The 23,549-nt window shown below is 46.6% G+C and carries 29 protein-coding genes and 1 tRNA gene; 18 read left to right on the top strand and 12 right to left on the bottom strand.

Annotation, left to right across the window (positions count from 1 at the left end; translation table 11 throughout):
- The 9 genes from ICN40_RS07770 to rapZ all read left to right on the top strand — a co-directional run.
- Nucleotides 1–677: KpsF/GutQ family sugar-phosphate isomerase (locus tag ICN40_RS07770; protein ID WP_255561289.1), on the top strand; the 677-nt coding region annotated here is incomplete at its 5' end.
- A gap of 28 nt (nucleotides 678–705) precedes the next feature.
- Nucleotides 706–1,278 carry an HAD family hydrolase gene (locus tag ICN40_RS07765; RefSeq protein WP_072582703.1) on the top strand — a complete coding sequence of 191 codons (573 nt, stop codon included), beginning with the start codon at nucleotides 706–708 and terminating at the stop codon, nucleotides 1,276–1,278.
- 3 nt (nucleotides 1,279–1,281) lie between these two features.
- Entirely contained in the window at nucleotides 1,282–1,923 is a 642-nt protein-coding gene (lptC, locus tag ICN40_RS07760) for an LPS export ABC transporter periplasmic protein LptC (protein WP_216243235.1), read from the top strand.
- A 10-nt stretch (nucleotides 1,924–1,933) separates the two neighbouring features.
- Nucleotides 1,934–2,488, top strand: a complete 555-nt coding sequence (lptA, locus tag ICN40_RS07755; protein WP_255561288.1) for a lipopolysaccharide transport periplasmic protein LptA — start codon at nucleotides 1,934–1,936, stop codon at nucleotides 2,486–2,488.
- The gene (gene lptB / locus ICN40_RS07750; RefSeq protein WP_072582701.1) at nucleotides 2,485–3,252 is read left to right on the top strand and encodes an LPS export ABC transporter ATP-binding protein; all 768 of its coding nucleotides are present in this window, start codon (nucleotides 2,485–2,487) and stop codon (nucleotides 3,250–3,252) included. The genes lptA and lptB overlap by 4 nt, the downstream gene beginning before the upstream one ends.
- A gap of 193 nt (nucleotides 3,253–3,445) precedes the next feature.
- Nucleotides 3,446–3,769 (top strand): ribosome hibernation-promoting factor, HPF/YfiA family, encoded by a 324-nt coding sequence (hpf, locus tag ICN40_RS07745; protein ID WP_072582700.1) that lies wholly within the window; start codon nucleotides 3,446–3,448, stop codon nucleotides 3,767–3,769.
- A gap of 33 nt (nucleotides 3,770–3,802) precedes the next feature.
- On the top strand, nucleotides 3,803–4,264 hold the full coding sequence (locus tag ICN40_RS07740; protein WP_072582699.1) for a PTS sugar transporter subunit IIA: 462 nt from the start codon (nucleotides 3,803–3,805) through the stop codon (nucleotides 4,262–4,264).
- A complete protein-coding gene (gene hprK / locus ICN40_RS07735; RefSeq protein ID WP_072582698.1) occupies nucleotides 4,261–5,247 on the top strand; it encodes an HPr(Ser) kinase/phosphatase in 987 nt (328 codons plus the stop codon). The genes ICN40_RS07740 and hprK overlap by 4 nt, the downstream gene beginning before the upstream one ends.
- A 3-nt stretch (nucleotides 5,248–5,250) precedes the next feature.
- Entirely contained in the window at nucleotides 5,251–6,141 is an 891-nt protein-coding gene (gene rapZ / locus ICN40_RS07730; protein WP_216243231.1) for an RNase adapter RapZ, read from the top strand.
- On the opposite strand, the gene mutY is transcribed toward rapZ, so the two are convergent.
- Nucleotides 6,086–7,231, bottom strand: a complete 1,146-nt coding sequence (mutY, locus tag ICN40_RS07725) for an A/G-specific adenine glycosylase (RefSeq protein WP_216243229.1) — start codon at nucleotides 7,229–7,231, stop codon at nucleotides 6,086–6,088. The two genes, rapZ and mutY, sit on opposite strands and share 56 nt — an antisense overlap.
- A complete protein-coding gene (mutM, locus tag ICN40_RS07720) occupies nucleotides 7,216–8,052 on the bottom strand; it encodes a bifunctional DNA-formamidopyrimidine glycosylase/DNA-(apurinic or apyrimidinic site) lyase (RefSeq protein ID WP_072582695.1) in 837 nt (278 codons plus the stop codon). The genes mutY and mutM overlap by 16 nt, the downstream gene beginning before the upstream one ends.
- 35 nt (nucleotides 8,053–8,087) lie before the next feature.
- Between mutM and ICN40_RS07715 the strand changes: the two genes are divergently transcribed.
- From ICN40_RS07715 to pth, 6 genes are all read left to right on the top strand, one after another.
- Entirely contained in the window at nucleotides 8,088–9,575 is a 1,488-nt protein-coding gene (locus tag ICN40_RS07715) for an outer membrane lipoprotein LolB (RefSeq protein WP_216243227.1), read from the top strand.
- Nucleotides 9,576–9,586: 11 nt separating this feature from the next.
- Nucleotides 9,587–10,465: a 4-(cytidine 5'-diphospho)-2-C-methyl-D-erythritol kinase gene (ispE, locus tag ICN40_RS07710; protein WP_216243224.1), complete on the top strand. Its 879-nt coding sequence runs from the start codon at nucleotides 9,587–9,589 to the stop codon at nucleotides 10,463–10,465.
- 5 nt (nucleotides 10,466–10,470) lie between these two features.
- Nucleotides 10,471–10,547, top strand: a tRNA-Gln gene (locus tag ICN40_RS07705).
- Between the two features lie 54 nt (nucleotides 10,548–10,601).
- Complete coding sequence (locus tag ICN40_RS07700) at nucleotides 10,602–11,567, top strand: ribose-phosphate pyrophosphokinase (RefSeq protein ID WP_215321077.1); 966 nt, start codon at nucleotides 10,602–10,604, stop codon at nucleotides 11,565–11,567.
- Nucleotides 11,568–11,703: 136 nt separating this feature from the next.
- Complete coding sequence (locus ICN40_RS07695; RefSeq protein WP_072582691.1) at nucleotides 11,704–12,348, top strand: 50S ribosomal protein L25/general stress protein Ctc; 645 nt, start codon at nucleotides 11,704–11,706, stop codon at nucleotides 12,346–12,348.
- A 111-nt stretch (nucleotides 12,349–12,459) separates the two neighbouring features.
- Entirely contained in the window at nucleotides 12,460–13,050 is a 591-nt protein-coding gene (gene pth, locus ICN40_RS07690) for an aminoacyl-tRNA hydrolase (RefSeq protein WP_216243223.1), read from the top strand.
- A 21-nt stretch (nucleotides 13,051–13,071) separates the two neighbouring features.
- Here pth and ICN40_RS07685 read toward each other — a convergent pair whose 3' ends face one another.
- The 5 genes from ICN40_RS07685 to ICN40_RS07665 are packed head-to-tail and all read right to left on the bottom strand — an operon-like array spanning nucleotide 13,072 to nucleotide 17,218.
- On the bottom strand, nucleotides 13,072–13,338 hold the full coding sequence (locus tag ICN40_RS07685) for a YfhL family 4Fe-4S dicluster ferredoxin (RefSeq protein WP_072582689.1): 267 nt from the start codon (nucleotides 13,336–13,338) through the stop codon (nucleotides 13,072–13,074).
- Nucleotides 13,339–13,363: 25 nt separating this feature from the next.
- Nucleotides 13,364–13,861, bottom strand: coding sequence for a pantetheine-phosphate adenylyltransferase (coaD, locus tag ICN40_RS07680; protein WP_072582688.1), 498 nt, complete (start codon nucleotides 13,859–13,861; stop codon nucleotides 13,364–13,366).
- Between the two features lie 36 nt (nucleotides 13,862–13,897).
- Nucleotides 13,898–14,545 carry a 16S rRNA (guanine(966)-N(2))-methyltransferase RsmD gene (rsmD, locus tag ICN40_RS07675; RefSeq protein WP_255561287.1) on the bottom strand — a complete coding sequence of 216 codons (648 nt, stop codon included), beginning with the start codon at nucleotides 14,543–14,545 and terminating at the stop codon, nucleotides 13,898–13,900.
- Nucleotides 14,517–15,854, bottom strand: a complete 1,338-nt coding sequence (locus tag ICN40_RS07670; RefSeq protein ID WP_216243220.1) for a pitrilysin family protein — start codon at nucleotides 15,852–15,854, stop codon at nucleotides 14,517–14,519. The genes rsmD and ICN40_RS07670 overlap by 29 nt, the downstream gene beginning before the upstream one ends.
- Entirely contained in the window at nucleotides 15,854–17,218 is a 1,365-nt protein-coding gene (locus ICN40_RS07665) for a pitrilysin family protein (protein WP_216243218.1), read from the bottom strand. Before ICN40_RS07665 ends, ICN40_RS07670 begins: the two co-directional genes overlap by 1 nt.
- A gap of 63 nt (nucleotides 17,219–17,281) precedes the next feature.
- Between ICN40_RS07665 and ftsY the strand changes: the two genes are divergently transcribed.
- Together ftsY and rpoH are read left to right on the top strand one after the other, a co-directional pair.
- Nucleotides 17,282–18,172 (top strand): signal recognition particle-docking protein FtsY, encoded by an 891-nt coding sequence (gene ftsY, locus ICN40_RS07660; protein WP_216155392.1) that lies wholly within the window; start codon nucleotides 17,282–17,284, stop codon nucleotides 18,170–18,172.
- 93 nt (nucleotides 18,173–18,265) lie between these two features.
- Complete coding sequence (rpoH, locus tag ICN40_RS07655) at nucleotides 18,266–19,189, top strand: RNA polymerase sigma factor RpoH (RefSeq protein ID WP_216243216.1); 924 nt, start codon at nucleotides 18,266–18,268, stop codon at nucleotides 19,187–19,189.
- Between the two features lie 41 nt (nucleotides 19,190–19,230).
- On the opposite strand, the gene ICN40_RS07650 is transcribed toward rpoH, so the two are convergent.
- Genes ICN40_RS07650 through ICN40_RS07630 form a run of 5 tightly spaced genes read right to left on the bottom strand, consistent with a single transcriptional unit; the run spans nucleotide 19,231 to nucleotide 23,281 of the window.
- On the bottom strand, nucleotides 19,231–19,815 hold the full coding sequence (locus tag ICN40_RS07650; RefSeq protein WP_072582683.1) for an SCO family protein: 585 nt from the start codon (nucleotides 19,813–19,815) through the stop codon (nucleotides 19,231–19,233).
- A gap of 7 nt (nucleotides 19,816–19,822) precedes the next feature.
- Nucleotides 19,823–20,716 (bottom strand): heme o synthase, encoded by an 894-nt coding sequence (gene cyoE, locus ICN40_RS07645; protein WP_072582682.1) that lies wholly within the window; start codon nucleotides 20,714–20,716, stop codon nucleotides 19,823–19,825.
- A gap of 2 nt (nucleotides 20,717–20,718) precedes the next feature.
- Nucleotides 20,719–21,840: a heme A synthase gene (locus ICN40_RS07640; RefSeq protein ID WP_216243214.1), complete on the bottom strand. Its 1,122-nt coding sequence runs from the start codon at nucleotides 21,838–21,840 to the stop codon at nucleotides 20,719–20,721.
- Complete coding sequence (locus tag ICN40_RS07635; protein ID WP_072582680.1) at nucleotides 21,840–22,496, bottom strand: hypothetical protein; 657 nt, start codon at nucleotides 22,494–22,496, stop codon at nucleotides 21,840–21,842. The genes ICN40_RS07640 and ICN40_RS07635 overlap by 1 nt, the downstream gene beginning before the upstream one ends.
- Nucleotides 22,493–23,281: an SURF1 family protein gene (locus tag ICN40_RS07630; RefSeq protein WP_255561286.1), complete on the bottom strand. Its 789-nt coding sequence runs from the start codon at nucleotides 23,279–23,281 to the stop codon at nucleotides 22,493–22,495. Before ICN40_RS07630 ends, ICN40_RS07635 begins: the two co-directional genes overlap by 4 nt.
- 14 nt (nucleotides 23,282–23,295) lie before the next feature.
- Between ICN40_RS07630 and ICN40_RS07625 the strand changes: the two genes are divergently transcribed.
- Entirely contained in the window at nucleotides 23,296–23,508 is a 213-nt protein-coding gene (locus tag ICN40_RS07625; RefSeq protein ID WP_216243212.1) for a twin transmembrane helix small protein, read from the top strand.
- The last annotated feature ends 41 nt before the right edge of the window (nucleotides 23,509–23,549 follow it).

Here is a 23,549-nt window from a genome sequence, read left to right as displayed (position 1 = left end):
ATTCCGGCGAGACAGATGAGCTTTTGACTATCGTGCCAATCGTAAAACGCACTGGCGCAAAACTTATTGCTCTCACTGGCGCTCCAAATTCCTCTCTTGCCAAATTGGCAGACGCGCATTTAGATACCAGTGTTGAAAAAGAGGCGTGCCCATTGAATCTGGCGCCTACAACTAGCACTACTGCTGCACTAGCCATGGGCGATGCACTAGCTGTTGCCTTACTAGATGCACGCGGCTTTAAAGCTGAAGACTTTATTCGCTCTCATCCTGGTGGCAGACTAGGTCGCAAGCAATTAATGCATGTCAGCGAAGTAATGCGTAGCCTTGCAGACACGCCTAAGATCTCCATTGATGCGTCTCTACAAGATGCCTTGTTAGAGATGACCTCGAAGCGCATGGGTATGGTGGTTATCCTAGATGCCAACAAAAAAGTATTTGGTATATTGACTGACGGTGACTTGCGTCGCCTTTTGGAAAAAACTACCGACCTTGGCGGCATCAAACTGAAGAGTGCGACCACTGCCGATCCTCGTACCATTCCAGCAGAGTTACTTGCTGAAGAAGCGATCGAGATGATGGAGAAACATCGCATCAATCATTTAGTGGTGACAGATAACCAAGGTCATTTGTTGGGCGCATTAAATCTACATGATTTATTTGCAGCCAAAGTCATTTAACCTCCATTAGTAATCGAGTTTCCCTTTCATGCCCAGCGCTTTCAATACTCACAAGACCAACCCTCTAGCTCAATACCCACAGGCCTGGGAGCGCGCAGGCAAAGTGAGGCTTTTGGTATTGGATGTTGATGGCGTATTAACAAATGGACAAGTTTGGATTGGTTCTGATGGCAAAGAATCTTTAAAGGCCTTTGATATTCAAGATGGCTTAGGCATCAAATTATTAGAGCAATGCGGCATTCCGACTGCCATCATTACCGGCAGAAATTCTAAAATGGTTTTGGCACGCTGTGAAGAGCTTGGTATTAAACATATTCACATGGGTGTTGAAAACAAAGCTATTGCCCTGAAAGAAGTTCTTCAATCTCTGGGGCTGACTGCGGCTGACTGCGCTGTTATGGGTGACGATTGGCCAGACATGCAAATGATGAAAAATGCAGGCTTTCGAATTTGCCCAGCACAAGGTCACGAAGCTGTTCAAGAATTTTCCCACTTGGTGACGACACGCAATGGCGGTAATAGTGCAGTGCGTGAAGTATGTGACCTGATTCTCAAAGCCCAGAATCGCTATGAAGAATTACTTCTTAAGGCTCGTAGCTAAGCAATGCCGTTAAAGCCTCAGCAAATTAAAGTTGGTATCGGTCGTACCCTATTGCGCCTCTTGCCCTTGATTTTGATGGGGGCACTCACGCTGGCTACTTTTTGGCTGGTCGAAAAAAATACTCCGCCAGAAAAATCTCCCTTAGAACGCGTGCGCCTGCATGAGCCTGACTACACCATCAAAGATGGTGCACTATCCGCTCTTAATGAATTGGGCAATACTAAATACCGAGTGTTGGGCGTCAAAGTCACGCACTATGATGACGATGCCTCTATCGATATCCTGACACCGCGCATGCGCCTGTTCCAGGCTGAGAAAGCGCCTGTAACCGTGAAGTCGGATACCGGACATCTCGATGGTGATCTCACCATCCTTGATTTATACGATAACGCCAGTATCTTTCGCCCAGCTCAAGAAGCGACTGAATCACAGCCAGCCACCTTAAGAATGTTAGCCAGCTCAAGCTATTTTAAAGTGCTCATTAACGATGACATTATTGAAACCGATCGGCCAATTACCCTTGAGCAGGGCATGTCGATTATGAATTCCACTGAAGGTGGTGTGTTTAACAACGTCGAACAAAGTATGGTGCTCAGCGGCCAAGTTAAAGGACGTATTGAGCGCGCCCCACGGAGCCACCAATAAAATGGTGTCAATGAAAATTTTATTGGTTCGCCTTGCGCTCCTAAGCTTTGGGCTCTCCCTTGCATCTTTGTCGTTCGCAGAAAAAGCAGACCAAGACAAACCCGTCATTCTGGAAGCGGAAAAAGTTTCTGTAAACGACGTTAAGCAAATCTATGACCTCAATGGTCAGGTGCTATTGATCAAAGGCAGCATTATTGTTACTGGTGAGGACGGCCACATTGAAGTGGATCCTCAAGGTTATGAGTTTGTCGATGTCGTGGGCACTCCGGAAGCGGTTGCAAGCTTTAGACAACGTCGCGAGGGCCTTGCAGATGAGTTCATGCAAGGCCATGGTGCCCAGGTTACCTATGATGCCAAGACTGAGTTTCTGACGTTGACAGGCGATGCCAGCTTGAAGCGCTTGCTCAATATGCAAATGCTCGATCAATTAAAGGGCTGGAAAATTGAGTACGATGATGTAAAGCAGTACTATCATGTCACGCCTCCTAAAGATGCAAAACCGGATGATCTGCCCTTAGCAAGAGCCATCCTTTCACCAAGACGAAAAGCAACCCTAGAGAAATGACAGCGGATTTAGCCCACATCGATAATGCGCCCACACTAAGCGCCCATAACCTACAAAAACGGTATGGCTCAAGAACCGTAGTTCGTGATGTATCCGTGCAAGTTAGATGCGGTGAAGTGGTAGGTCTACTCGGCCCAAATGGAGCAGGCAAAACAACTTCGTTCTACATGATTGTTGGACTAGTCCCACTCGATGGTGGAAATATCGTTTTAGATGGCGCAGATATTACGCATTTACCGATTCATGAGCGCGCTCGGATGGGTCTCTCCTATTTGCCGCAAGAAGCCTCTGTATTTAGAAAACTCAACGTAGCTGAAAATATTCAGGCAGTCCTAGAGCTTCAAGCTCAAGGTGGCAAGCCCCTGACTAAAGCTGAAATTGCCAACCGCCTAGATGAGCTCTTGGGCGAACTCCAAATTAGTCATCTGCGCAATAACCCAGCCCTCTCCCTATCCGGTGGTGAACGTAGGCGGGTAGAAATTGCGAGAGCTCTCGCTTCCCAGCCAAAATTTATCCTGCTAGATGAGCCCTTTGCTGGTGTAGACCCTATTGCTGTTGGGGAAATCCAGCGTATTGTTCGCTTCCTTCGGGACCGCCAAATTGGGGTACTGATTACCGACCACAACGTCCGCGAAACCCTAGGTATCTGTGACCACGCTTACATCATCAGTGAAGGTAGCGTATTGGCCGAAGGTAAGCCTGATCAGATTATTCAGAACGATGCCGTCCGCAGAGTCTACCTGGGCGAAAACTTCCGGATGTAAGCCAGACAAGGCTTCCCGCTTTTAAAGTAATAAAAATTGCACTTCCCTCTTGGTTTTCGGCAAATTCGCTGATACGCTGGAGGCTCATGGTTTATTTTCCAAAAAAAACAGCACAAAAAATTTCAGGGGCTTGCTGCGCACCCCGGGCATGACTATGCGCACGCATCTATAGCATCTATAAAAGGAGTCGCTAATGAATTTGAAAATTAATAGCCGTCACGTGGAAGTTACCCCTGCCATGCGCTCTCATCTTGAGGCGGGTCTAACCAAAATTCGTAAGCACTTCGATCACGTCATTGATGCGTCTGCCTTCCTGGTAGTAGATAAAGCCAAAGAGAAGGACCTGCGTCAAAGCGCCGAGATCACCATTCACCTTAAAGGGAAAGATCTGTTCGCTGAAGCACACAATGCTGACCTCTATCACGCTATGGATGCAGTGGTTGATAAGTTAGAGCGTCAAGTTGTCAAACACAAAGAAAAGATTCAAGATCATCACCACGAAAAGCATTTTGAGTGATCTAGTACGTCAGGACACCTATAATCAATTCACATGAATGCCCTGACCAATCTTTTTACTCCCGACTGCATTGCATTAGATATCCTCGCCACAAGCAGGGCTGATGCATTTGCAGCCGCTGGAGAACTATTTTCTAAACAAACAGGAATAGCAGCAAACTCCGTTATAGAGTTCCTCAATGCTCGTGAAGATTTAGGCTCTACCGCCCTCGGCGCTGGTGTAGCCATCCCTCACGGACGTGTGAAAGGCCTAAAGCAGCCAAGTGCCGCTTTTATGAGACTGCAAAACCCTATTGAGTTTGCAGCTCCGGATGGTGAAGCGGTTTCCATCTTGATTTTCTTGCTGGTCCCAGAAAAAGCCACCCAACAACATTTAGAAATTTTGTCTTCGATTGCTCAGTTGCTGTCGGATGCAGATGCTCGCGAGACCTTATCGTCTACTGCAGACCCCTTAAAGGTTTGCGAACTCTTACAACACTGGGGTACAGCAAAATGACTCAGCCATTACTCCTAGAAGGAGTAACTGCTCAGCAGATTTTTGATGACAATGTTTCAGAATTAAAGTTGTCTTGGATTGGCGGTCTTGAAGGTGCCGACCGCACCTTCCCTCCAGAAGCTGTAAAAATAGCTGCAGCCAGCTCCGACTTAGTAGGTCACTTAAACCTTATTCACCCAAGCCGTATTCAAATCTTCGGCGAACAAGAGGTTGAATATCACGCAGCTCTGGAGCCAAAACAAAGGCAAGAGCAAATTGCCAGTTTGATCTCCAAGATGCCTCCTTGTGTCATTGTGGCTGATGGTAAGAGTGCGGATCCAGACTTGCAACTATTCTGCCAGCGCTCCTCAACACCGCTATTCACCACCGCCATTTCTGCTGCGGAAGTGATTGATCATTTACGCACTTACTTAACCAAAATTGGTGCCCCTCAAATCACCATGCATGGTGTCTTCATGGACATTCTGGGCTTGGGTGTACTTCTTACTGGCGAATCTGGCCTAGGTAAAAGTGAATTAGGCCTCGAACTTATTTCTCGTGGACATGGATTGGTAGCCGATGATGCAGTTGACTTTGCACGTCTTGGACCTGATTACATTGAGGGTCGCTGCCCCGTCATCTTGCGCAACCTACTTGAGGTACGTGGATTGGGATTGCTCGATATTCGGACGATCTTTGGTGAAACAGCAGTGCGTCGTAAATTAAAACTACGCCTGATTGTTCAGCTAGTTCGCAGAACAGATGGCGAATTTGAGCGTCTACCCCTTGAGGCCCAGCATATCGACGTACTAGGCATCCCCATTCGTACGGTCAAAATTCAGGTGGCTGCAGGTCGCAACTTAGCCGTACTAGTTGAAGCTGCTGTACGCAATACCATTTTGCAATTGCGCGGTATAGATACCTTAAAAGAATTTATCGAGCGTCAACGTATTCAGATGAATGCGGAGTCAGAGTCATCAAAGTCCCAAGGACGCCTACTCTAAGCTATGCAGATCAATCTGATTACCGGAATATCAGGCTCAGGTAAATCAGTAGCCCTGAGGGCTTTTGAAGATGCTGGCTATGACTGCGTAGACAATCTTCCCGTCTCACTTCTCGAAAACCTCATCTCCACTCTTGAAAAAGAAAAGTGCGAACAAGTTGCGGTCGCCATAGATGCTCGTCGCGGACAATCTATTGCAAACTTGCCGTCCATTCTCGAGAATCTACGCAAAAATCATCAGGTCAGAGTGGTATTCCTGAATGCCGATACCAATACTTTGGTGCAACGCTTTTCAGAAACCCGTCGTCGCCACCCCTTATCTACTAATGGCAAACAATCTCAATCGGCAACTCTGATTGAGGCAATTGATAAAGAGCGTAATTTGCTCGAGCCCTTACGTGCCCAAGCGCACAGCATCGATACCAGCAACCTACCTGCTCATGCATTGCGTTCCTGGATTCAAGATCTCCTCAAAGACAAACCGGTAGGTCTCACAGTAGTTTTTGAGTCATTTGGTTTTAAAAAGGGCGTGCCCAGCGAAGCGGACTTAGTTTTTGATGTGCGTTGTCTACCAAACCCCCACTATGACAAAGCACTCAGACCACTGACCGGCAACGACAAGCCCGTTAAGGAATTTCTGGAAAAAATTCCAGAAGTCAGGAGCATGGAATCCGACATCACCCAATTCATTAACAAGTGGTTGCCCCATTACATTGCTGATGGTCGCAGTTATTTGACGGTTGCCATTGGTTGTACTGGCGGCCAACATCGCTCTGTCTATCTCGTAGGCCGCTTGAGCGAACACTTCCGCGCCCAAAAAGACCTCATGGACTTGCAGCTTAATTTTTTAGATCGTCACCGCGAACTAGATTCAATCCCTGCAGCAAAAGCTTAATCGGCTGCGGCAAGCCATGGCGCCCTAGCTGAGCCAAGGGGACCCACTTCAGATCTGGATTTAAAAAGACCAACTCTTTTGGAGCGCTTACCTGCCATATCTGCATCCACAATTTGCGGTGCGTAAAGACATGCTTAATTTCTTCGGCCTGCTTTATGGCTTTACAAGCTTTTGTAAGTGCTGCCGATTTTTCTTCGGGCAATGTAGCTGCCAATAATTCCTGTGGGCTTATCTCAACAACTTTTGCACGAGCCACCCTAGGGGTCCACGGTCCTTCAGGCAAAGACCATAGACCACCCCAAATGGCATTACTCGGGCGCTTTTGCAAGAGGATGGAGTTAGCCGAACGCATCAACAACATATTGCAATCAAATTCTGGGGATTTGGTCTTCTTGGTTTTTTGTGGAAGCAAAAGGACTTGACCGCTTAAATTGGCTTGGCAGTCTTTTGCGAATGGGCATTTTTTTTCTAACCCTAAACATACTGGTTTGCGTGACGTACACCAAGTAGCGCCAAAGTCCATCAGTGCCTGGGTATAGACCGGCATATCTGTAGGCTTAGTTGGTAGTAAATCTATTGCTAAATCCCACAGTCGATCGTTGATCTTCTTATCTTGTATCGCACCTTCAATCGCAAATAAACGTGCCAGAATGCGTTTCACATTCGCATCCAAAATAGGTGCTCGCTCATGAAAAGCAAATGCAGCGATTGCGCCAGCTGTAGATCGCCCAATCCCTTTTAATTGCTCAAGCAAAATGGGGTCACTTGGGAACTTGCCGCCGAACTCTGTCATGACCTGCTTTGCGCAAACATGTAGATTTCTCGCGCGCGAGTAATACCCTAATCCCGCCCACTCAGCCAATACCTCGTCGATATCAGCAGCGGCTAATTTTTTAACCGCTGGAAAGCGTTTCATAAAACGTGGGTAGCGCTCAAGGACCGTAGCCACTTGAGTTTGTTGCAACATGATTTCTGAAACCCACACTGCATAAGGGTCTCGATTACCTTGCCAAGGCAAACCTGAGCGCCCACTGATCGCATGCCAAGCAACAAGCTTTGATGCAAATGTGTTGATCAGCGTTTTTGACATTGAGTACAAAAATAAGTGGAGCGCTGGCCCTGCACTATCTGACTAATAGGCGACTTACACACCTTACATGGCAAGCCTTTGCGGTCATAGACCTTGGTTTGGACCATAAAGTGCCCAGGATCACCATCGCTATTTACAAAATCTTTCAAACTACTACCGCCAGCTGCAATAGCTTTTTTCAAAATCAATCTCACCGCTTCAGCCAAACGAGAACATTGCGGACGCGTGAGCTTTCCTGCAGCTTTAGCTGGATGAATACCCGCCTCAAATAAACTTTCAGAACAATAAATATTGCCGACACCGACAACTGCTTGCCCCGCTAAAAGAAACTGCTTCACAGCAACACTGCGTTTGCGGGATTTTTGATACAAAATATCCGCGCCCAGCTCACCCGCAAACTCCGGAGAAAATGGCTCAACGCCTAACTTTTGCAAAAGCGCAAATGCTTCAATGGGACCTTTTGATTTGGGATGCCATAAGACGGCACCAAATTTTCGTGGGTCATGCAAACGCAAGCTGAACTTACCGAACTCTAGAGTCACGCGATCATGAATCTTGAGGGGGTCCGAACCTGGGAGTACACGCAAAGTTCCCGTCATCCCCAAATGAATCAGCAAGTAGCCCGTATCCATTTCTAATAAAAGATACTTCCCACGCCTCTCAATAGCATGCACTGTTTGCCCAGGCAAGCTTTTAGAGAGGTTGGCGGGCACTGGCCAACGCAAGCGTCCATCAATAATCTTGACGGCGCTGACCTTGCGCCCCTCGAGATGGGGGGCGATTCCTAATCGGGTGACTTCTACTTCTGGAAGTTCTGGCATAAATGGATTGTAGATTCGCGGATTAGAATGTGCTTATGAGTAAATTCACACTGAAACCTCTTTTAAAGGGTTTATTCCTGGCGGCCCTCACTGGTGGAGTCATTTCATCAGCCCATGCCCAAACCCAGGCAAATGGATTGCAAACTGGCGAAGCGGTGTTTGAGGTGCTCGCCTCCGAAATCGCCCTTCAGCGGGGTGAGGCTGGCTTGGCTTACAACACCTATCTGGAGATGGCGCGCCAATACCAGGACCCCAGGCTAGCCCAAAGAGCGATGGAAATTGCAATTGCTGGAGGATCCCCAGATTTAGCTATGCAAGCAGCAAAAACTTGGGATGAACTCTCTCCAGCTTCGGATACCAAACCTAAAGAAGTCCTGGTAACGCTATTGATCTTAAGTAATCGCTGGTCTGATGCTGTCAAGCCAGCAATTACTTTATTGCGCCAACAAACTCCCGCGGAACAAGAAAATACTCTTTTGCAATTACAAGCATTGCTTGCTAAAGCGAAAGATGAGTCGGATGCTTTACGCGCTTTTTATGAAATCGCATCTACCGTCAAGATTCCACTCAAAGATCCAGGCCTACTTTATACCTATGCCATGTCTGCTGAAAAAGTAGGTCATATAGATGTGATGGAAAAAACACTGCGTGACATTTTGCGCAAGAACCCAAACGATGTAAATTCTCTTAATGCCCTTGGCTATTCTTTAGCCGACCGCAATATGAAGTTACCTGAAGCATATGCGCTCATCAGTAAAGCGCATCAGCTGTCTCCAAAAGATAGTTTTATTTTGGACAGCTTGGGCTGGGTCAATTTTCGTCTAGGTAAAAATACCCTTGCATTAGAACAATTACAACAAGCATTTGCTATGAAACCAGAAGCGGATATTGCGGCTCATACTGGTGAAGTGTTATGGGTCATGAATCGCCGTGCGGAAGCTGAAGAGATGTGGCGCCAGGGACAAAAAATAGACGCTAATAATCCAACCCTGAAAGAAACTTTGCAACGCCTAAAGCCAGACTGGGCAACGGATGACCAAGCATCTAAGAGCTCATGGGATGGGCGCTTTGCCGTCAAAGTCATCGGCTTAACTGAGTCACAAAACCAAGGTGGCTCTGGTGGTTTTACCTTGTCCCAAGAAGCATTAAAGGATGTTTTAGAAATACGCAATCCCATGGGTGGCTCGATTGCAAAAATTACTATTACGCCGGGTGAAGCCACACTCGAAAGTGATGGCAAAGTAGTTACTGCAGTTGATGCAGACACCTTATTGCAAAACACATTAGGCCTACCACTACCAGCGCGCGGATTATCAAACTGGTTAAGAGGCGAAGTGCGTCCTGGAAGCGAGGCAAGTGTTGATAGAGATGCAAATGGTCAAGTAAGCAAAATTAGTCAGGATGGCTGGGACTTGGTATATACCTGGAGCAATACCAATCGCCTCGAAAAGCTCACGATGACACGTACCTCGAATATCGGCTCGATTGATATACGTCTCGTGTTTGACCGCCCGAATGACTAAGCAAAATAATAATGGCGAAATCCGATTCTTTATCTCTTCGTTCGCCGGCTAAGCTCAATCTTTTTTTACACATCGTCGGACGTAGAGCAGATGGTTATCACTTACTCCAATCCGTCTTTCAACTGATTGACTGGTGTGACACCATCCACTTAAAAAGCATTGCTGAAAATGAAGTGCGCCGCATTAATCCCATTCCCGGAGTTCCGCCCGAGCAAGATTTGGTAGTTCGCGCAGCTAATTTACTAAAAGAATTTTGCAAGATTGAGGCTGGTGTTGAAATTAATCTTCACAAAGAAATCCCGATGGGTGCAGGTATGGGGGGTGGTTCCTCTGACGCAGCAACTACATTGATTGGTCTTAACGCCCTTTGGAATCTCAATCTCTCCAAAGAAATACTTTGCAACCTTGGGCTTCAGCTCGGTGCCGATGTCCCCTTCTTCATTTTTGGTCAAAATGCCTTTGTTGAAGGCATTGGGGAGAAAATTCAAAAAATTTCCCTCCAAACCCCTGATTTTTTGGTGATATTTCCCAATCAGGGCATCGCAACCGTAAGCATTTTTCAAGACCCGGAATTGACCCGAGATCACGCTCAGATTACAATTGATGGCTTTCTTGCATCGCCATTGTTGTATCAATCAAATGATTGTCAGGCCGTAGCGATGCGGATTTGCCCAGAAGTGAAGCAAGCTTTGGATTGGATTACCCAGGCAGTACCGGGCTCACAGCCCCGAATGTCTGGCTCTGGAAGTAGCGTTTTTGCAGTCTTAGACCCTAAGACTGATACCGCAAAACTAGAAAATCTTCTGCAAAATCTTCCTGAAGGGTGGGTAGGTCGGGTTGTTCGGGGGCTAAATAAAAATCCCGCTTACAATTTGATTTCTTCAGATTGACCTGTAGGGGAATCGCCAAGCTGGTTAAGGCACTGGATTTTGATTCCAGCATGCGAAGGTTCGAATCCTTCTTCCCCTGCCAAGTACTGTAGAAACGATAAAGATAACCTTTTGACCCCACAAAACCCATAAGACTATGTCCTCCACAAACGCAGATTTATTGACTCTTTTCACAGGCAACGCAAATCCCGTTTTGGCTGAGGCTGTAGCCAAAGAACTCAAACTCCCAATGGGAAAAGCCTTTGTTGGCCGATTCTCTGATGGTGAGATTCAAGTAGAAATTCAAGAGAACGTCCGCGGCAAAAATGTCGTGGTGATCCAATCAACCTGCGCACCTACAAATGACAGCTTGATGGAACTCATGATCATGATTGATGCTCTGAAACGAGCATCTGCAAGCCGCATAACCGCAGTGATTCCTTACTTCGGTTATGCCCGTCAAGACCGCCGCCCTCGTTCTGCTCGCGTAGCTATTTCCGCTCGGATTGTGGCCAATATGCTTCAGTCAGTAGCTGGCATTGAGCGTGTTTTGACCATGGATCTGCATGCCGACCAAATTCAGGGTTTCTTTGATATCCCGGTAGACAACATCTATGCTTCCCCAGTCCTTTTAGCTGACTTGGAAGCACAGAAAACGAAAAAAGACTTGATCATTGTGTCTCCTGACATTGGCGGCGTTGTTCGAGCCCGTGCAATGGCTAAGCAATTAGGCACTGATTTGGCAATTATTGATAAACGCCGTCCTAAAGCAAACGTATCTGAAGTAATGCACCTTATTGGCGAAGTAGAAGGCCGCCATTGCGTCATCATGGATGACATCATCGATACTGGTGGAACCCTCTGTAAAGCCGCTGAAGCGCTTAAAGAGCGTGGTGCTAAGGGTGTTACCGCCTACTGTACTCACGCCGTGCTCTCAGGCGGTGCTGTAGCTCGTATTGCTGCTTCTGAATTGGATGAGTTGGTTGTTACCGACACTATTCCCCTGACTGCAGAGGCAATGAAAGTATCCAAAATTCGCCAATTGAGCGTTGCTCCGATCCTAGCTGAAACCCTTTCCCGCATTAGCAAAGGTGATTCAGTGATGTCGATGTTTGCTGAATAAGCCAAAAATCACCGTTTTACCCTGGTTTTTGGCAGTTTTAAGCCTTTTGCAGGCAAAAACACCCTTTCCCACGATATAATCGAAGGCTTTTCTGTTTGGTCGCGAACGGAAATTAACCTTAACTAGGAAAATCATCATGAAAGTAGTTGCCTTTGAAAGAAGCGTACAGGGAACGGGTGCGAGCCGCCGTCTGCGCAATTCCGGAAAAACTCCCGGAATCGTTTACGGTAGTAAAGATCCAGCCTTGGTCATTGAGTTAGACCACAACGCGTTGTTCCATGCTCTCCGCAAGGAAGCATTCCACTCATCCATTTTGGATTTGGAAATTAGCGGTAAGACACAAAAAGTGTTGTTGCGCGATTACCAAATGCATCCATTCAAGCCATTGGTATTGCACATTGACTTCCAGCGCGTATCCGCGTCTGAGAAAGTTCATATGCGCGTTCCATTGCACTTCACTAATGCTGACACTTCAGCTGCTGTGAAATTGCAAGGTGCCGTTATTAGCCACATCCTTACTGAAATTGAAGTTTCTTGCTTGCCAGCAGACTTGCCAGAGTTCATTGAAGTGGACTTGGCGAAGATTGAAGTTGGTCACGGTATTCACGCTAAAGACATCGCATTGCCAAAAGGCGTTACTTTGGTATTGCATGTTGAGCAAGAGAACCCTGTACTTGCTAACGCACGTATCCCAGCAGTTAAAGCTGCTGAGCCTACAGATGCACCTGCTGCACCAGCAGCGGCCGCCCCTGCAGCTGAAGCACCAAAGGATAAAGCTTAATTATTTAGCTCAATCGCTTGTACAAGAAGGCCTGCGTAAGCGGGCCTTTTTTATTGCCCCCAGTTTTCATTCTTTTTTGGCGAAATACTTTTATATCTTTAAACTCTCAGCATGACTAAATTAATTGTTGGCCTAGGCAACCCTGGAGACGAGCATATAGAAGATCGGCACAATGCTGGCTTCTGGTTTGTTGACGCAATGGCAAAACAACTAAGCACTCGTTTTGAATCTGAAAAACGCTTTCATGGCAAAGTAGCCAAAGCCAAATGGGAAGGCGAAGATCTTTACTTACTCAAGCCAAGCACTTACATGAACCTAAGTGGGCAATCAGTTGGCGCGCTATGCCGCTTTCACAAAATCACTCCTGCAGATATTTTGGTGGTGCAAGATGAACTGGATTTAAAGCCTGGTACTGCACGCCTGAAGTTAGGTGGCGGCACTGGCGGCCACAATGGCTTGAAAGATATCCAAGCGCATTTAAGTACCCCAGATTATTGGCGCTTACGCTTAGGCATTGGCCACCCTAGAGATGTAGCTGGTGATGGACGTCCTATGGATGTTGCAGATTATGTATTACGTAGACCTCAATTAGCCGAGCAAAAACTCATTGATGCCAGCATTGAAAATGGTCTGCAAATTTTGCCGCTCTTTTTAAAAGGCGACACTCAAACCGCCATGATGGAGTTGCATTCCAAGGGCTAAGTACTGAACTAAGCTGCTCAGTTAAGCTGTATTGGCTTTTTTGGCAGCAGTTAAAAGCGTGAACTTCATCATTAACTGCTCTTGAGTTTCGGTATGCTCAGGATTAAATGGAATGCAATCGACTGGACAGACCTGGCGACATTGGGGGGCATCATAGTGACCTACGCATTCAGTACATTTATCGGGATTGATTTCATAAATCTCCAGACCCATGTAAATGGCATCATTCGGACACTCTGGCTCGCAGACATCACAGTTGATGCATTCGTCCGTAATCATTAATGCCATGATTTACTCGCCAAATTTCATTTGGTCACTCTTTATTCTGAGTACCTGAAGCAATTTTCCTGACGAGCCATTTTTCCACTGATGGAAAAACAAACTTACTCACATCACCACCCATTGAAGCAATCTCACGTACGAAAGTGCCTGAGATAAATTGATACTGATCGGATGGAGTTAAGAACAGCGTTTCGACATCAGGAAGCAGGTAACGATTCATACCTGCCATTTGGAACTCATACTCAAAATCAGATACAGCGCGTAAACCGCGCACGATCACGCGCGCTTGATGCTCACGTGCAAAATCTTTTAATAAACCAGTAAAGCCAACGACTTTTACATTCGGATAGTGGCCAAGTACTTCCTTAGCGATAGCAATGCGCTCTTCTAAATTGAAGAATGGACGTTTGCTGCGACTGTCGGCAACACCCACAATCAACTCCGTAAAAATGCTCGATGCGCGGCGAACCAAGTCCTCGTGACCACGAGTAAATGGATCAAATGTTCCAGGGTATACGGCAACTGTCATAACGTTCCTAAGGCTTTATCGGCTACAGGCAAGAGTTTAGCCTCTTCCACTCCGAAATAGACAAGCTTTTACCTGTCCAGCCTCTAAGTATTTTCCACAATGCCAGTCCGGTAGTAGGGCCTCTACCTCCTCGCGTGGACGACTAGAGGGAAATTCCACATAAATACCACCGCCAGCAGAGTCATCGCAAACTCTACCAGCCTGAATGACTGCTAGATCTAATAAGCCCGAATCCTGGAATGGTGGATCAATAAAAATTAAATTGCTGGAACGCTCTGCCTGCTGCTTCAGAAACTCAAGACTATCTCGTTGCAAAATTTCTACGAGGCCAGTGGCTGGCGAAGACTGTAATAAAGCAAAATTGGCTATTAAATTTGCGTAGGCCTTTTTTTCTTTCTCCAGCAACACTACCAATGCAGCACCTCTTGATGCGGCCTCAAAACCCAAAGCACCGGTACCTGCAAAAAGGTCTAGGCATCGCAAACCTGTTAAATCTTGTCCTAGCCAATTAAATAGCGTTTCCCGAATACGATCAGTTGTAGGGCGTAGGCCAGGAAGATCCAAAACCGTTAGCAAACGACTTCTCCAGTTGCCGCCAATAATCCGTACCTTCTTCGGCGGCTCAGTCTTTAGAGGCTTGTTTGCTTTATTGAGATTATTTATTTTTTGCTCCCAATACAACAATCTTCATACGATCCATTGCAAGATATTTTTTGAATGCGGCATTTACCTGCTCTAAAGTTACCGCCTCAACTTGCTTAGTCCATACATCCATCGTATCGAGCGGCAAGTCGTTCCATGCAATTGAAGAGACGTTGTCCAACAACTTGCGATTGTTATCAATCCGCAATGGATAACCATTTACTAAGTTTGCTTTAGCAGCCACAAGCTCAGATGGAGTAGGTCCATCAGCAATAAATTGAGCAGTGGTAGAACTCATCACCTCTAAAGCCAGCGCAGCCTGATCACTCTTGGTTTGTAGACCCGCTTGAAAAATGCCATTCTCTTTTCCAGGAATAAAGTAACTAAACACGCTGTATGCCAGACCGCGCTTCTCACGCACCTCAGCCATCAAGCGAGAGACAAAACCGCCCCCGCCTAAAACATAGTTACCAACCAGTAAGGGGAAGTAATCAGGGTTGTTGCGAGCAACCGCCGTCATCCCCATGGCAATGTGAGCCTGCTGAGAGTCAAAAGGAATTTGAATTTCTCTTTGCGCCAGAGGCTCTACGGGAGAGCGCTCGAGTTCAGGCAACTTTGCGATGGGCTGACCTGAAGCAGGAATCTGCTTTAACAAAGCTTTGACGATTTCTTCTGCTTGAGCGCGATCAATATCGCCAACAATACTCACAATCATGCGGTCACCGCGATAAAACTGCTTATGAAATTGCACCAAGTCATTCACGCTTACAGCAGCAACTGATTTCACTGTTGGCGAATCAGCTAGGGGATAGTTTCCATACACTGATTTTTTAAAACGACGTTCGAGAACAAACTCGGGCTTAGTTTCCGCCTCAAGCAAACTCGTTATCGCTCTTTGTTTCTCACGCTCAACAATTTTTGAATCGTAAGTCGGCGCGCTCAACATAGCAGCGGCTAGTTGTACTGCTCTATCGCGCAAGTCTTTTCGACTCAAACTCCGAATGCGCAAGATTGCTCGCTCGCCGCTCACAGATAAGCCAATATTAGCTCCAAGATCAGCGATTTCATCAGCTATTTGAGCTTCATTGAGAACCCCTTTTCCGCTCTTCACCCCATAATTCATCAGGCCTGCAACCATATCGGCTAGGCCACTTTTGCCAGCAGGGTCGTAGCGATCGCCTGCATCAATGCTCACTTCAATGTCTACCATCGGCAGCGCTTTGGTTTGTACTAAATATGCCTTGGCGCCCTTATAAGAATCTAACTTCTCAATCGGCAAGATGGCGTGCGCGTTACTAAACAAGCAAAAAGTAAAGAGACAAACTGAAATACTCTTAACGAAGACATTCATCACTTGCTCTCCTTACCTGCAGTTTGACGCGCCTGAGGATCCAATACCGCAATCGTCAAACCCTCATCAACCAGATATTTTTTTGCAACTGCCTGCACTTGCTCAGGTGTAATGGTTTGCATTTTCTCTAGCATGTAATCGATGTCCTTCCAAGAAAATCCTGCCATCTCTGTGCTGCCAATTTCCATTGCTTGGCCAAAGATAGAATCCCGTTTATAGATTTGCTCAGACAGAATTCGTACCTTAATTCTCTTGAGTTCAGACTCCAGAATTCCTTTTTGCTTTAATTCGTCAAGCGCCTTGCGGATGCTTGCCTGAGCCTGATCGACTGTTTTTCCTTTAGCCATCGTGGCGCTAATTAAAAATAGTTCTGGCCCACGAGAAATCATGTCGTAGCCCACACCCACATCATTCACTACTTTTTCCTGCTTAACGAGAGTGCGGTTTAAGCGGGCATTGTCATAGCCATCCAGCACTGCTGTCAGAAGCTCTAAGGCATATGGCTCGGGGTCATCCAGCTTGCCATGCTCAAGACGGGGCACCTTCCAAGCCATCGCTAATTGAGCGCTATCAGCTGGCGCCTTTACCTGAACCTGCTTAATACCTTTTTGAGGCGGCTCAATTTGTGGCTTACGCACTGGCAACTCATGAGCAGCGGCAGCGCCGTAGTACTTCTCCGCCATATTCAACACTTCTTTAGCATCCACATCACCGCTGATGACTACGGTTGCATTGTTTGGCTTATACCAACTGCGATACCAATCTCGCGCATCGGACGCTTTCATATTCTCTAAGTCATTCATCCAACCAATAACGGGGTGGCGATATGGGGAGCTCATATAAGCAGTTGCCATTAATGATTCGTTGAGCAAACTACTAGGATTGTCTTCTGTTCGTAAGCGACGCTCTTCCATGATGACCTGAATTTCTTTTAAGAATTCTGCATCATCAAAATTGAGGTTAGACATACGATCCGCTTCAAGCTTGATCACGTCTTCTAATTTTGATTTTTCAACTTGCTGAAAATAAGCGGTGTAATCGCGCGAGGTAAATGCATTCTCGCGCCCACCGACCGCGGCTACCAAGCGAGAAAATTCGCCTGCCTTCACTTTGTCGGTACCCTTAAACATCATGTGTTCAAGCACGTGTGCAACGCCCGTCTTCCCATTGACCTCATCCATTGATCCAGCACGATACCAAGCCATATGAGCTACCGTTGGCGCACGATGATCTTCCCTGACAATCAATTTGAGGCCATTGCTCAACTGATACTCATGCGTATCCTCTGAATCAGGACCAGCAGCCCAAGTAAGTTGACTAAATACAAAGAATAAAAAGGAAAATCGAAGTAAATTGGAAAGCATCTGCTAAATCACCATATCCCTAGAATTAAATTGATAAGATGCAAGGTTTAAATTGTATCGATTATGTTCGGCTTACGTAAAACCCTCGGATCCCTTTTTAAATCAAGCAAGATTGATGAATCTTGGTTTGAAACTTTAGAAGAATCACTCATTCAAAGTGATGTGGGTCTGCCTACGACCGAACAACTCATCACCAAACTACGTAAAGCAGCAAAGTCTGAAAAGGCTTCTAGTCCAGAGGAGTTACAAGCTCTTCTCATTCAAGAAGTCAGCGCTCTATTAACTGCTATTGAACCTTTACCAAACCCACTGTTTACAAGTGATAAGCCTAACACCCCAGAGGTGTGGTTGGTTGTAGGGGTAAATGGAGCCGGCAAGACTACGACTATTGGCAAACTCTGCCGACTCTTTCAGTCTCAAGGTAAGTCAGTTCTTTTGGCTGCTGGCGATACCTTTAGAGCTGCGGCACGTAACCAGCTTCAGGAGTGGGGTGGACGCAACCAGGTTGACGTTATTACTCAAGAAGGTGGTGATGCAGCAGCCGTTGCACACGACGCCATTCATGCTGCCATCTCTCGTAAGAACGATATTCTCATCATTGACACTGCAGGGCGTCTTGCTACCCAAGACAACCTCATGGAAGAGCTTAAGAAAGTCAAACGTGTCATTGGTAAAGCGCTACCTGGGGCGCCTCACCACACCCTGCTTGTTTTGGATGGCAATACCGGACAGAACGGCTTGAGCCAGGTAAAGGCCTTCCATGCCGCCCTTGGCCTCACTGGAATCATTGTTACCAAGCTTGATGGCACCGCTAAGGGCGGCGTGATCTGCGCCCTAGCCCACACCCTACAAGATGGCCCAAAACCCGCTGTTCTAGCCCTAGGCAAGGGCGAAGGGATTGAAGATTTAGCCCCCTTCACAGCAGAACAATATTCATCTGAATTATTCAATTAATTCAATAGCTTAGAGGTCATTAAAACCATTAGCACTCTCTTGACAAGAGTGCTAAAATAGACTTCTACTAATACATCATATTTATAAGAAAAAATGGTTCAAAAGAAATCCGACAACCCGAAGTTGCAAACGCTGCCAGTCGCGCAGACTGCGTCGGCGTCTGCATTTCCGATGCTGCCAACTCTTGGGGTTGGCACTCTCGACTCATACATTTCGTACGTTAATCGCGTGCCAATGCTTAGTGCTGCCGAAGAGTTACATCTTGCGCAGGAATTTCGTCGCACTGAAAATGTCGATGCCGCTAAAACTTTAGTGCTCTCTCATTTACGCCTAGTAGTTTCTGTTGCTCGCCAATATCTTGGCTATGGAATCCCGCATGCTGACTTAATTCAAGAAGGCAATATTGGCTTGATGAAGGCCGTGAAACGTTACGACCCAAACAATGGCGCACGTTTAGTGTCGTATGCAATCCATTGGATCAAAGCAGAGATTCATGAGTACATTCTCAAGAATTGGCGCTTAGTAAAAACTGCAACTACTAAAGCACAACGCAAACTATTCTTTAACTTACGCAGCAATAAACCTACATTAAGTGCGCTTACTCCGAGCGAAGTTGAAGCCTTGGCCAAAGCACTTGATGTCAAAGGTTCCGATGTTAAAGAAATGGAAATGCGCCTTGCTGGTGGCGATGTCGCTCTAGAAGGCGATGACAGCGATGATGAATCTGCTTACGCCCCTATTCAATGGCTGGCGGATAACTCTCAAGAGCCTACCGCTCGCATTGCTAGCGCTGAAGCAGATGCCTTGCAAGGCCCGAAGCTAGACCAAGCACTGATGGCCTTAGATGAGCGTAGTCGCAATATTGTGCAATCTCGTTGGTTGGCCATGGATGCCGAAGGTAATGGCACTAAGACGTTACATGATCTTGCTAGCGAATATGGCATCTCAGCAGAGCGTGTTCGTCAAATTGAAACGGCCGCTCTCAAAAAGATGCGCGGCCTGTTGCAAGCAGCTTAATCAAGCAAGAAGTTTGCAGGCAGCAAACTTCTTTAATTCTCTTACTTCAGCAATTCTTTCAAGTCATGCGCCAAGGTCTCTGGACCTTGAGCGTGCTTGATATACAAACGTAGATGACCCTCAGGATCAAATGCATAGCTACCCGCTGTGTGATCCATGGTGTAAGAGCCTGGCTTAGATCCTGGAACCTTCTTGTAATAAATCTTGAAGTCTTTCGTCACCTTCTCCAAAGCTGCCTCATCTGCGGGACGCAAACCCAAGAAACGAGGATCAAAGGCAGGGACATACTGCTTGAGAATCTCTGCAGTATCGCGCTCAGGATCTACAGTGACAAAAAGTACTTGCACCTTATCGGACTGAGACCCCAAGAGCGTCATAACTTGCTGCATTTCAGTTAAGGTGGTCGGGCAAACATCAGGGCACTGGGTATACCCAAAAAACATCACCACTACTTTTCCCTTAAAGTCCGCCAAGGTTCTCACCTTGCCATCAGGATCTACCAAACTAAAGTCTTTTCCGAAAGCGGTGCTGCCAGTGATATCAATATTTTTAAACTCTGGCTTTGGGCTGCAAGCAGTCAATACAAAACAAAGAATTGCTAAAAAGCAAATGCGCAAAAAATTCATATGACTCTCAGAGGAAATAATGGTCTATCAAAAGCGCTGCAAAGAGTAGCGAAAGATAGGTAATAGAAAAGCGGAAGGTCTTTTTGGCTAAAGCATCACTGTAGGAAATAAACAAGGCAATAACATAGGCCAGGAACATTAAACCTAGGACGATTGCCGAAACCAAATACACCATACCGCTCATGCCATAGATATAAGGCAGCATCGTAGCTGCAATCAATATGAGGGTATAAAGAACGATATTCAGAAGTGTGAAACGCTCTCCATGAGTCACTGGCAACATTGGTAAGCCCGATTGAACATAGTCATCGCGACGATACAAAGCGAGTGCCCAGAAATGTGGGGGGGTCCACACAAAAATAATCAGAACCAAAAGCCAGGCTTCCGCAGAAAGGGTGTTAGTCACTGCAGCCCAGCCCAAGGCTGGTGGCATCGCACCGGATAAACCGCCAATCACAATATTCTGTGGCGTGGCAGGTTTTAGTAACCAGGTGTAAATCACTGCATAACCAACAAAGGTAGCAAGTGTTAACCACATTGTTAATGGGTTACAAAAATTCCACAAAATAATCATTCCGAGTGAACCCAGAACAATTGAGAAAATAATAATGTGAAAAGGTGTGACTTCGCCGGTGGCTGATGGACGCCAAGCAGTGCGCTTCATCTTGGCATCAACAGCTTGCTCAATCAAACAGTTCACTGCAAATGCAGCGCCAGCCAAAAGCCAGATACCAACAACGCCACCAAATAGCACTGGATACGGAACCATGCCAGGCGTCGCTAAGAACATACCAATCACTGCACAAAAAACAGCGAGCTGAGTCACTCTGGGTTTAGTTAAAACCCAATATTGACGCCAACGTGGCATAGCCACTGGTGCGCTTGTTTTAGAGTCACTCATATTTACGCCATCTTCTTTTGAATGAAAGGCTTCCAAGAAGCCCAATAACTCATTCTGACCAAACAGAATACCAAAGCCGCAGAGCCGGCAGTGTGTAATAAAGCCGCCAATAACGGCCACTGAAACACCACATTAGAAATACCAGTGATGGCTTGTAATAAAAGCACTCCTAGCAATAGCTTGGCCACTTGACTAAGGCCTGATAGCACTGGGGTTGCCAGCGCAAGAGCACTCCAGCCCAGGGTCCCAAGTACAACCAATACCAGCATGGCAAAGAGGCGATGTGCCCAGTGGATTGTTTGCAAGGCCTCTGGAGAGATAAATTCTCCCTGAGCATTGAGCCCCAATTGACGCCAGAGAGTAAAGCCCTCACTCCAATTCGTCTCAGGCCAAGCACTTCCCAAACAGGTTGGGAAATCAGGACAGGCTAGTACTGCGTAATTAGTACTCACCCATGCACCTAGGAAAACCTGGGTGAATAAAACAATAAAGGAAAGGGTGAGGAGTTGCGCAGAAAGCGGCCGGACCCGAATGGTGCGAATTGTAGAGGACCTGTCCTCCCATGACTGCTGCGCATACGCCGTTAAGCAAGCCAACAAGACTAAGGCCAACATCAGGTGTGTTGTAACAATGATTGGCTGCAACTTCAGGGTGACAGTCCAAGCACCAAAGGCGCCTTGAATGCAGACCAATAAGAGCAAGCCCAAGCTGCCGAGCAAAGGATTTTTTCCCAAGGACTTCAGCTTAGAAAATGCAATAGTCACTTGTACCAAAATCAATGTACCTACTGTCATGGCTAAGTAGCGATGAATCATCTCAATCCAGGCTTTAATAGTTGTGACTGGCCCGGTAGGCCAAGCGCTCTCAGCTTGCTGTATATCCGTTAGCGCATGAAAAGGATTGGAAGTACCGTAGCATCCAGGCCAATCAGGGCAGCCCAGCCCAGAGTCAGTGAGGCGTGTAAATGCGCCAAATACAATTAGATCAAAGGTCATGAAGACCAAGACCCAATTGAGTTTTTGCAACAAGCTATAGCCAGGTTTTTTCCAAATGAAGAAGAGCGGTAGGCCAGCAAAAATAATAGCGATGGCTGCCAACTCCAGAAATAAAATGAAACTGGGCATTACAAATTCTCGCCCTTGTGATTTAACTTCAGAAGCTTTTCCAAGTCCTTCTTCATGCTAGAAAATTCTTTAGGAGAATTTGTCACTGGGAAATACATCATCTTGGCAGGACTTGGATCAATCAACTGAATTTCCTGTCCTACACCTTCTTTATTTAACCAAGTCTCAAAGTCAGCCCTTTGCTTTGGGTCGGAGGGCAATGTAAGCACCTTAAGCCCCGCCGTCTTTTCGTCATAAATCTTGAGGACTTCAGGGTCAACAGGCTTGCCATCTGTATTCACCCAGATCAACTGCAAGCGTTCGCTTTCTCTACCCATGGCAACTTTGGTTTGGCGCATGAGAAATAAAGCTTCAATACATTTCTCATCTTTGATGTGGCATTCACCAGCTGGACGAGCAACTAAGAGAGTCCATTTACCCTGGAGGGGGGCATCAAGCCACGCCGTATTGAACTCTTGCGCTGGATATACGAGTGTTCCGAAATTGGTTTTTCCACCTTCAGGTTTAATCACGTAATAAGCAAAGTAAGAGGCGAGAACTGGTGAGGCACAGGCAAGCAATAACAACAACATCTGAATACGGCCACGACGCGTACGCGCATTAATCGCAGATGCATCCACCTGTGAAGCCGGAATTAATAACTCTTTATCACTCACTCTTGATCCCCATTCACTAATCCCTGTCGTTTATATTGCCGCAGGCCACTTAGCAACCAAAATAAAAATCCAGCAAAAGCCAAAGCAAACCACTGGAATGCATAAGCATAATGGCGATCGACCCCACTTGTCAGAGGCGCCCAATCGCGGATTAAGCCATCCTCTATGCCAACCTCAATCTCACGCAAGATAAAGGGCGCTTGACTCCAACCATGTAACTTGCCTTCAGCTGTTAAATCAAAATTTTGTTCAATTCTTGGTTTGTTTACATCGGCAGAAATCTTGCCGCTCCCAAGCTCATAGACTTTCCCGGGATGAGCAAATACAACGCCTTCAATATTGACTACTGTATTTGGGGTTTGCACGGGTGGGAGGGTTTCGCGATTTTCATTGTTGCGCGGCGCCCAACCCCGATTCACCCAAAGAACCTCATCTTTCCCTTCCAGCCTCAAAGGCATCATCAGGTAAAAGCCGGACTGTGCAGTGGCGCTACCAGCAGGAGGAATAGGTCTTGGCCTGTTATCCAGCCAAACTGCTGCCTCGGGAATATATCGCCCCCGAGCAATCATACGGCGCTCACTAGCCTCTTCCAAGGTCCATGGTGTTGCATTGGCACTTAATATGGGCATTTGTTGGCGAGCCTGTAAATTCGCTGCCAAGGCAATTTTGGTATTAGCCCTACTCAGTTGCCAGACCCCAGCACCACAGCCGATCGCAATCACCAGCAAGGCTGATAAAGTAGCGACTATGCGCTTGGCAACGAGGGCAAAAAACAGCTTATTCAATTGAGGGATTTGAGATGAAGTGGATTATTCCTATTGTCCTACTAATGATTGTTTTTAGCTTAGGATCGGCTTTGTATTACATGATGAAAGATAGGGGAAATAGCTCCCGCATGGTTCATTCACTGATGCTACGCATTGGCTTGTCCGTCGCGCTATTTTTAGGAATTCTGCTAGCCCACTACTTTGGCCTCATTGAGGCTACTGGTATCAGGGCGGGAACAAACTAACCGTTACTGCACAAGACAAGAGTACTAAAACAAATCGGGGC

This window comes from Polynucleobacter sp. Fuers-14, assembly GCF_018882045.1.
In the GTDB taxonomy this organism is placed as follows: Bacteria; Pseudomonadota; Gammaproteobacteria; order Burkholderiales; family Burkholderiaceae; genus Polynucleobacter.
Note: the sequence above shows the minus strand (reverse complement) of the source record. Positions and strands in the feature narration are given on the sequence as shown.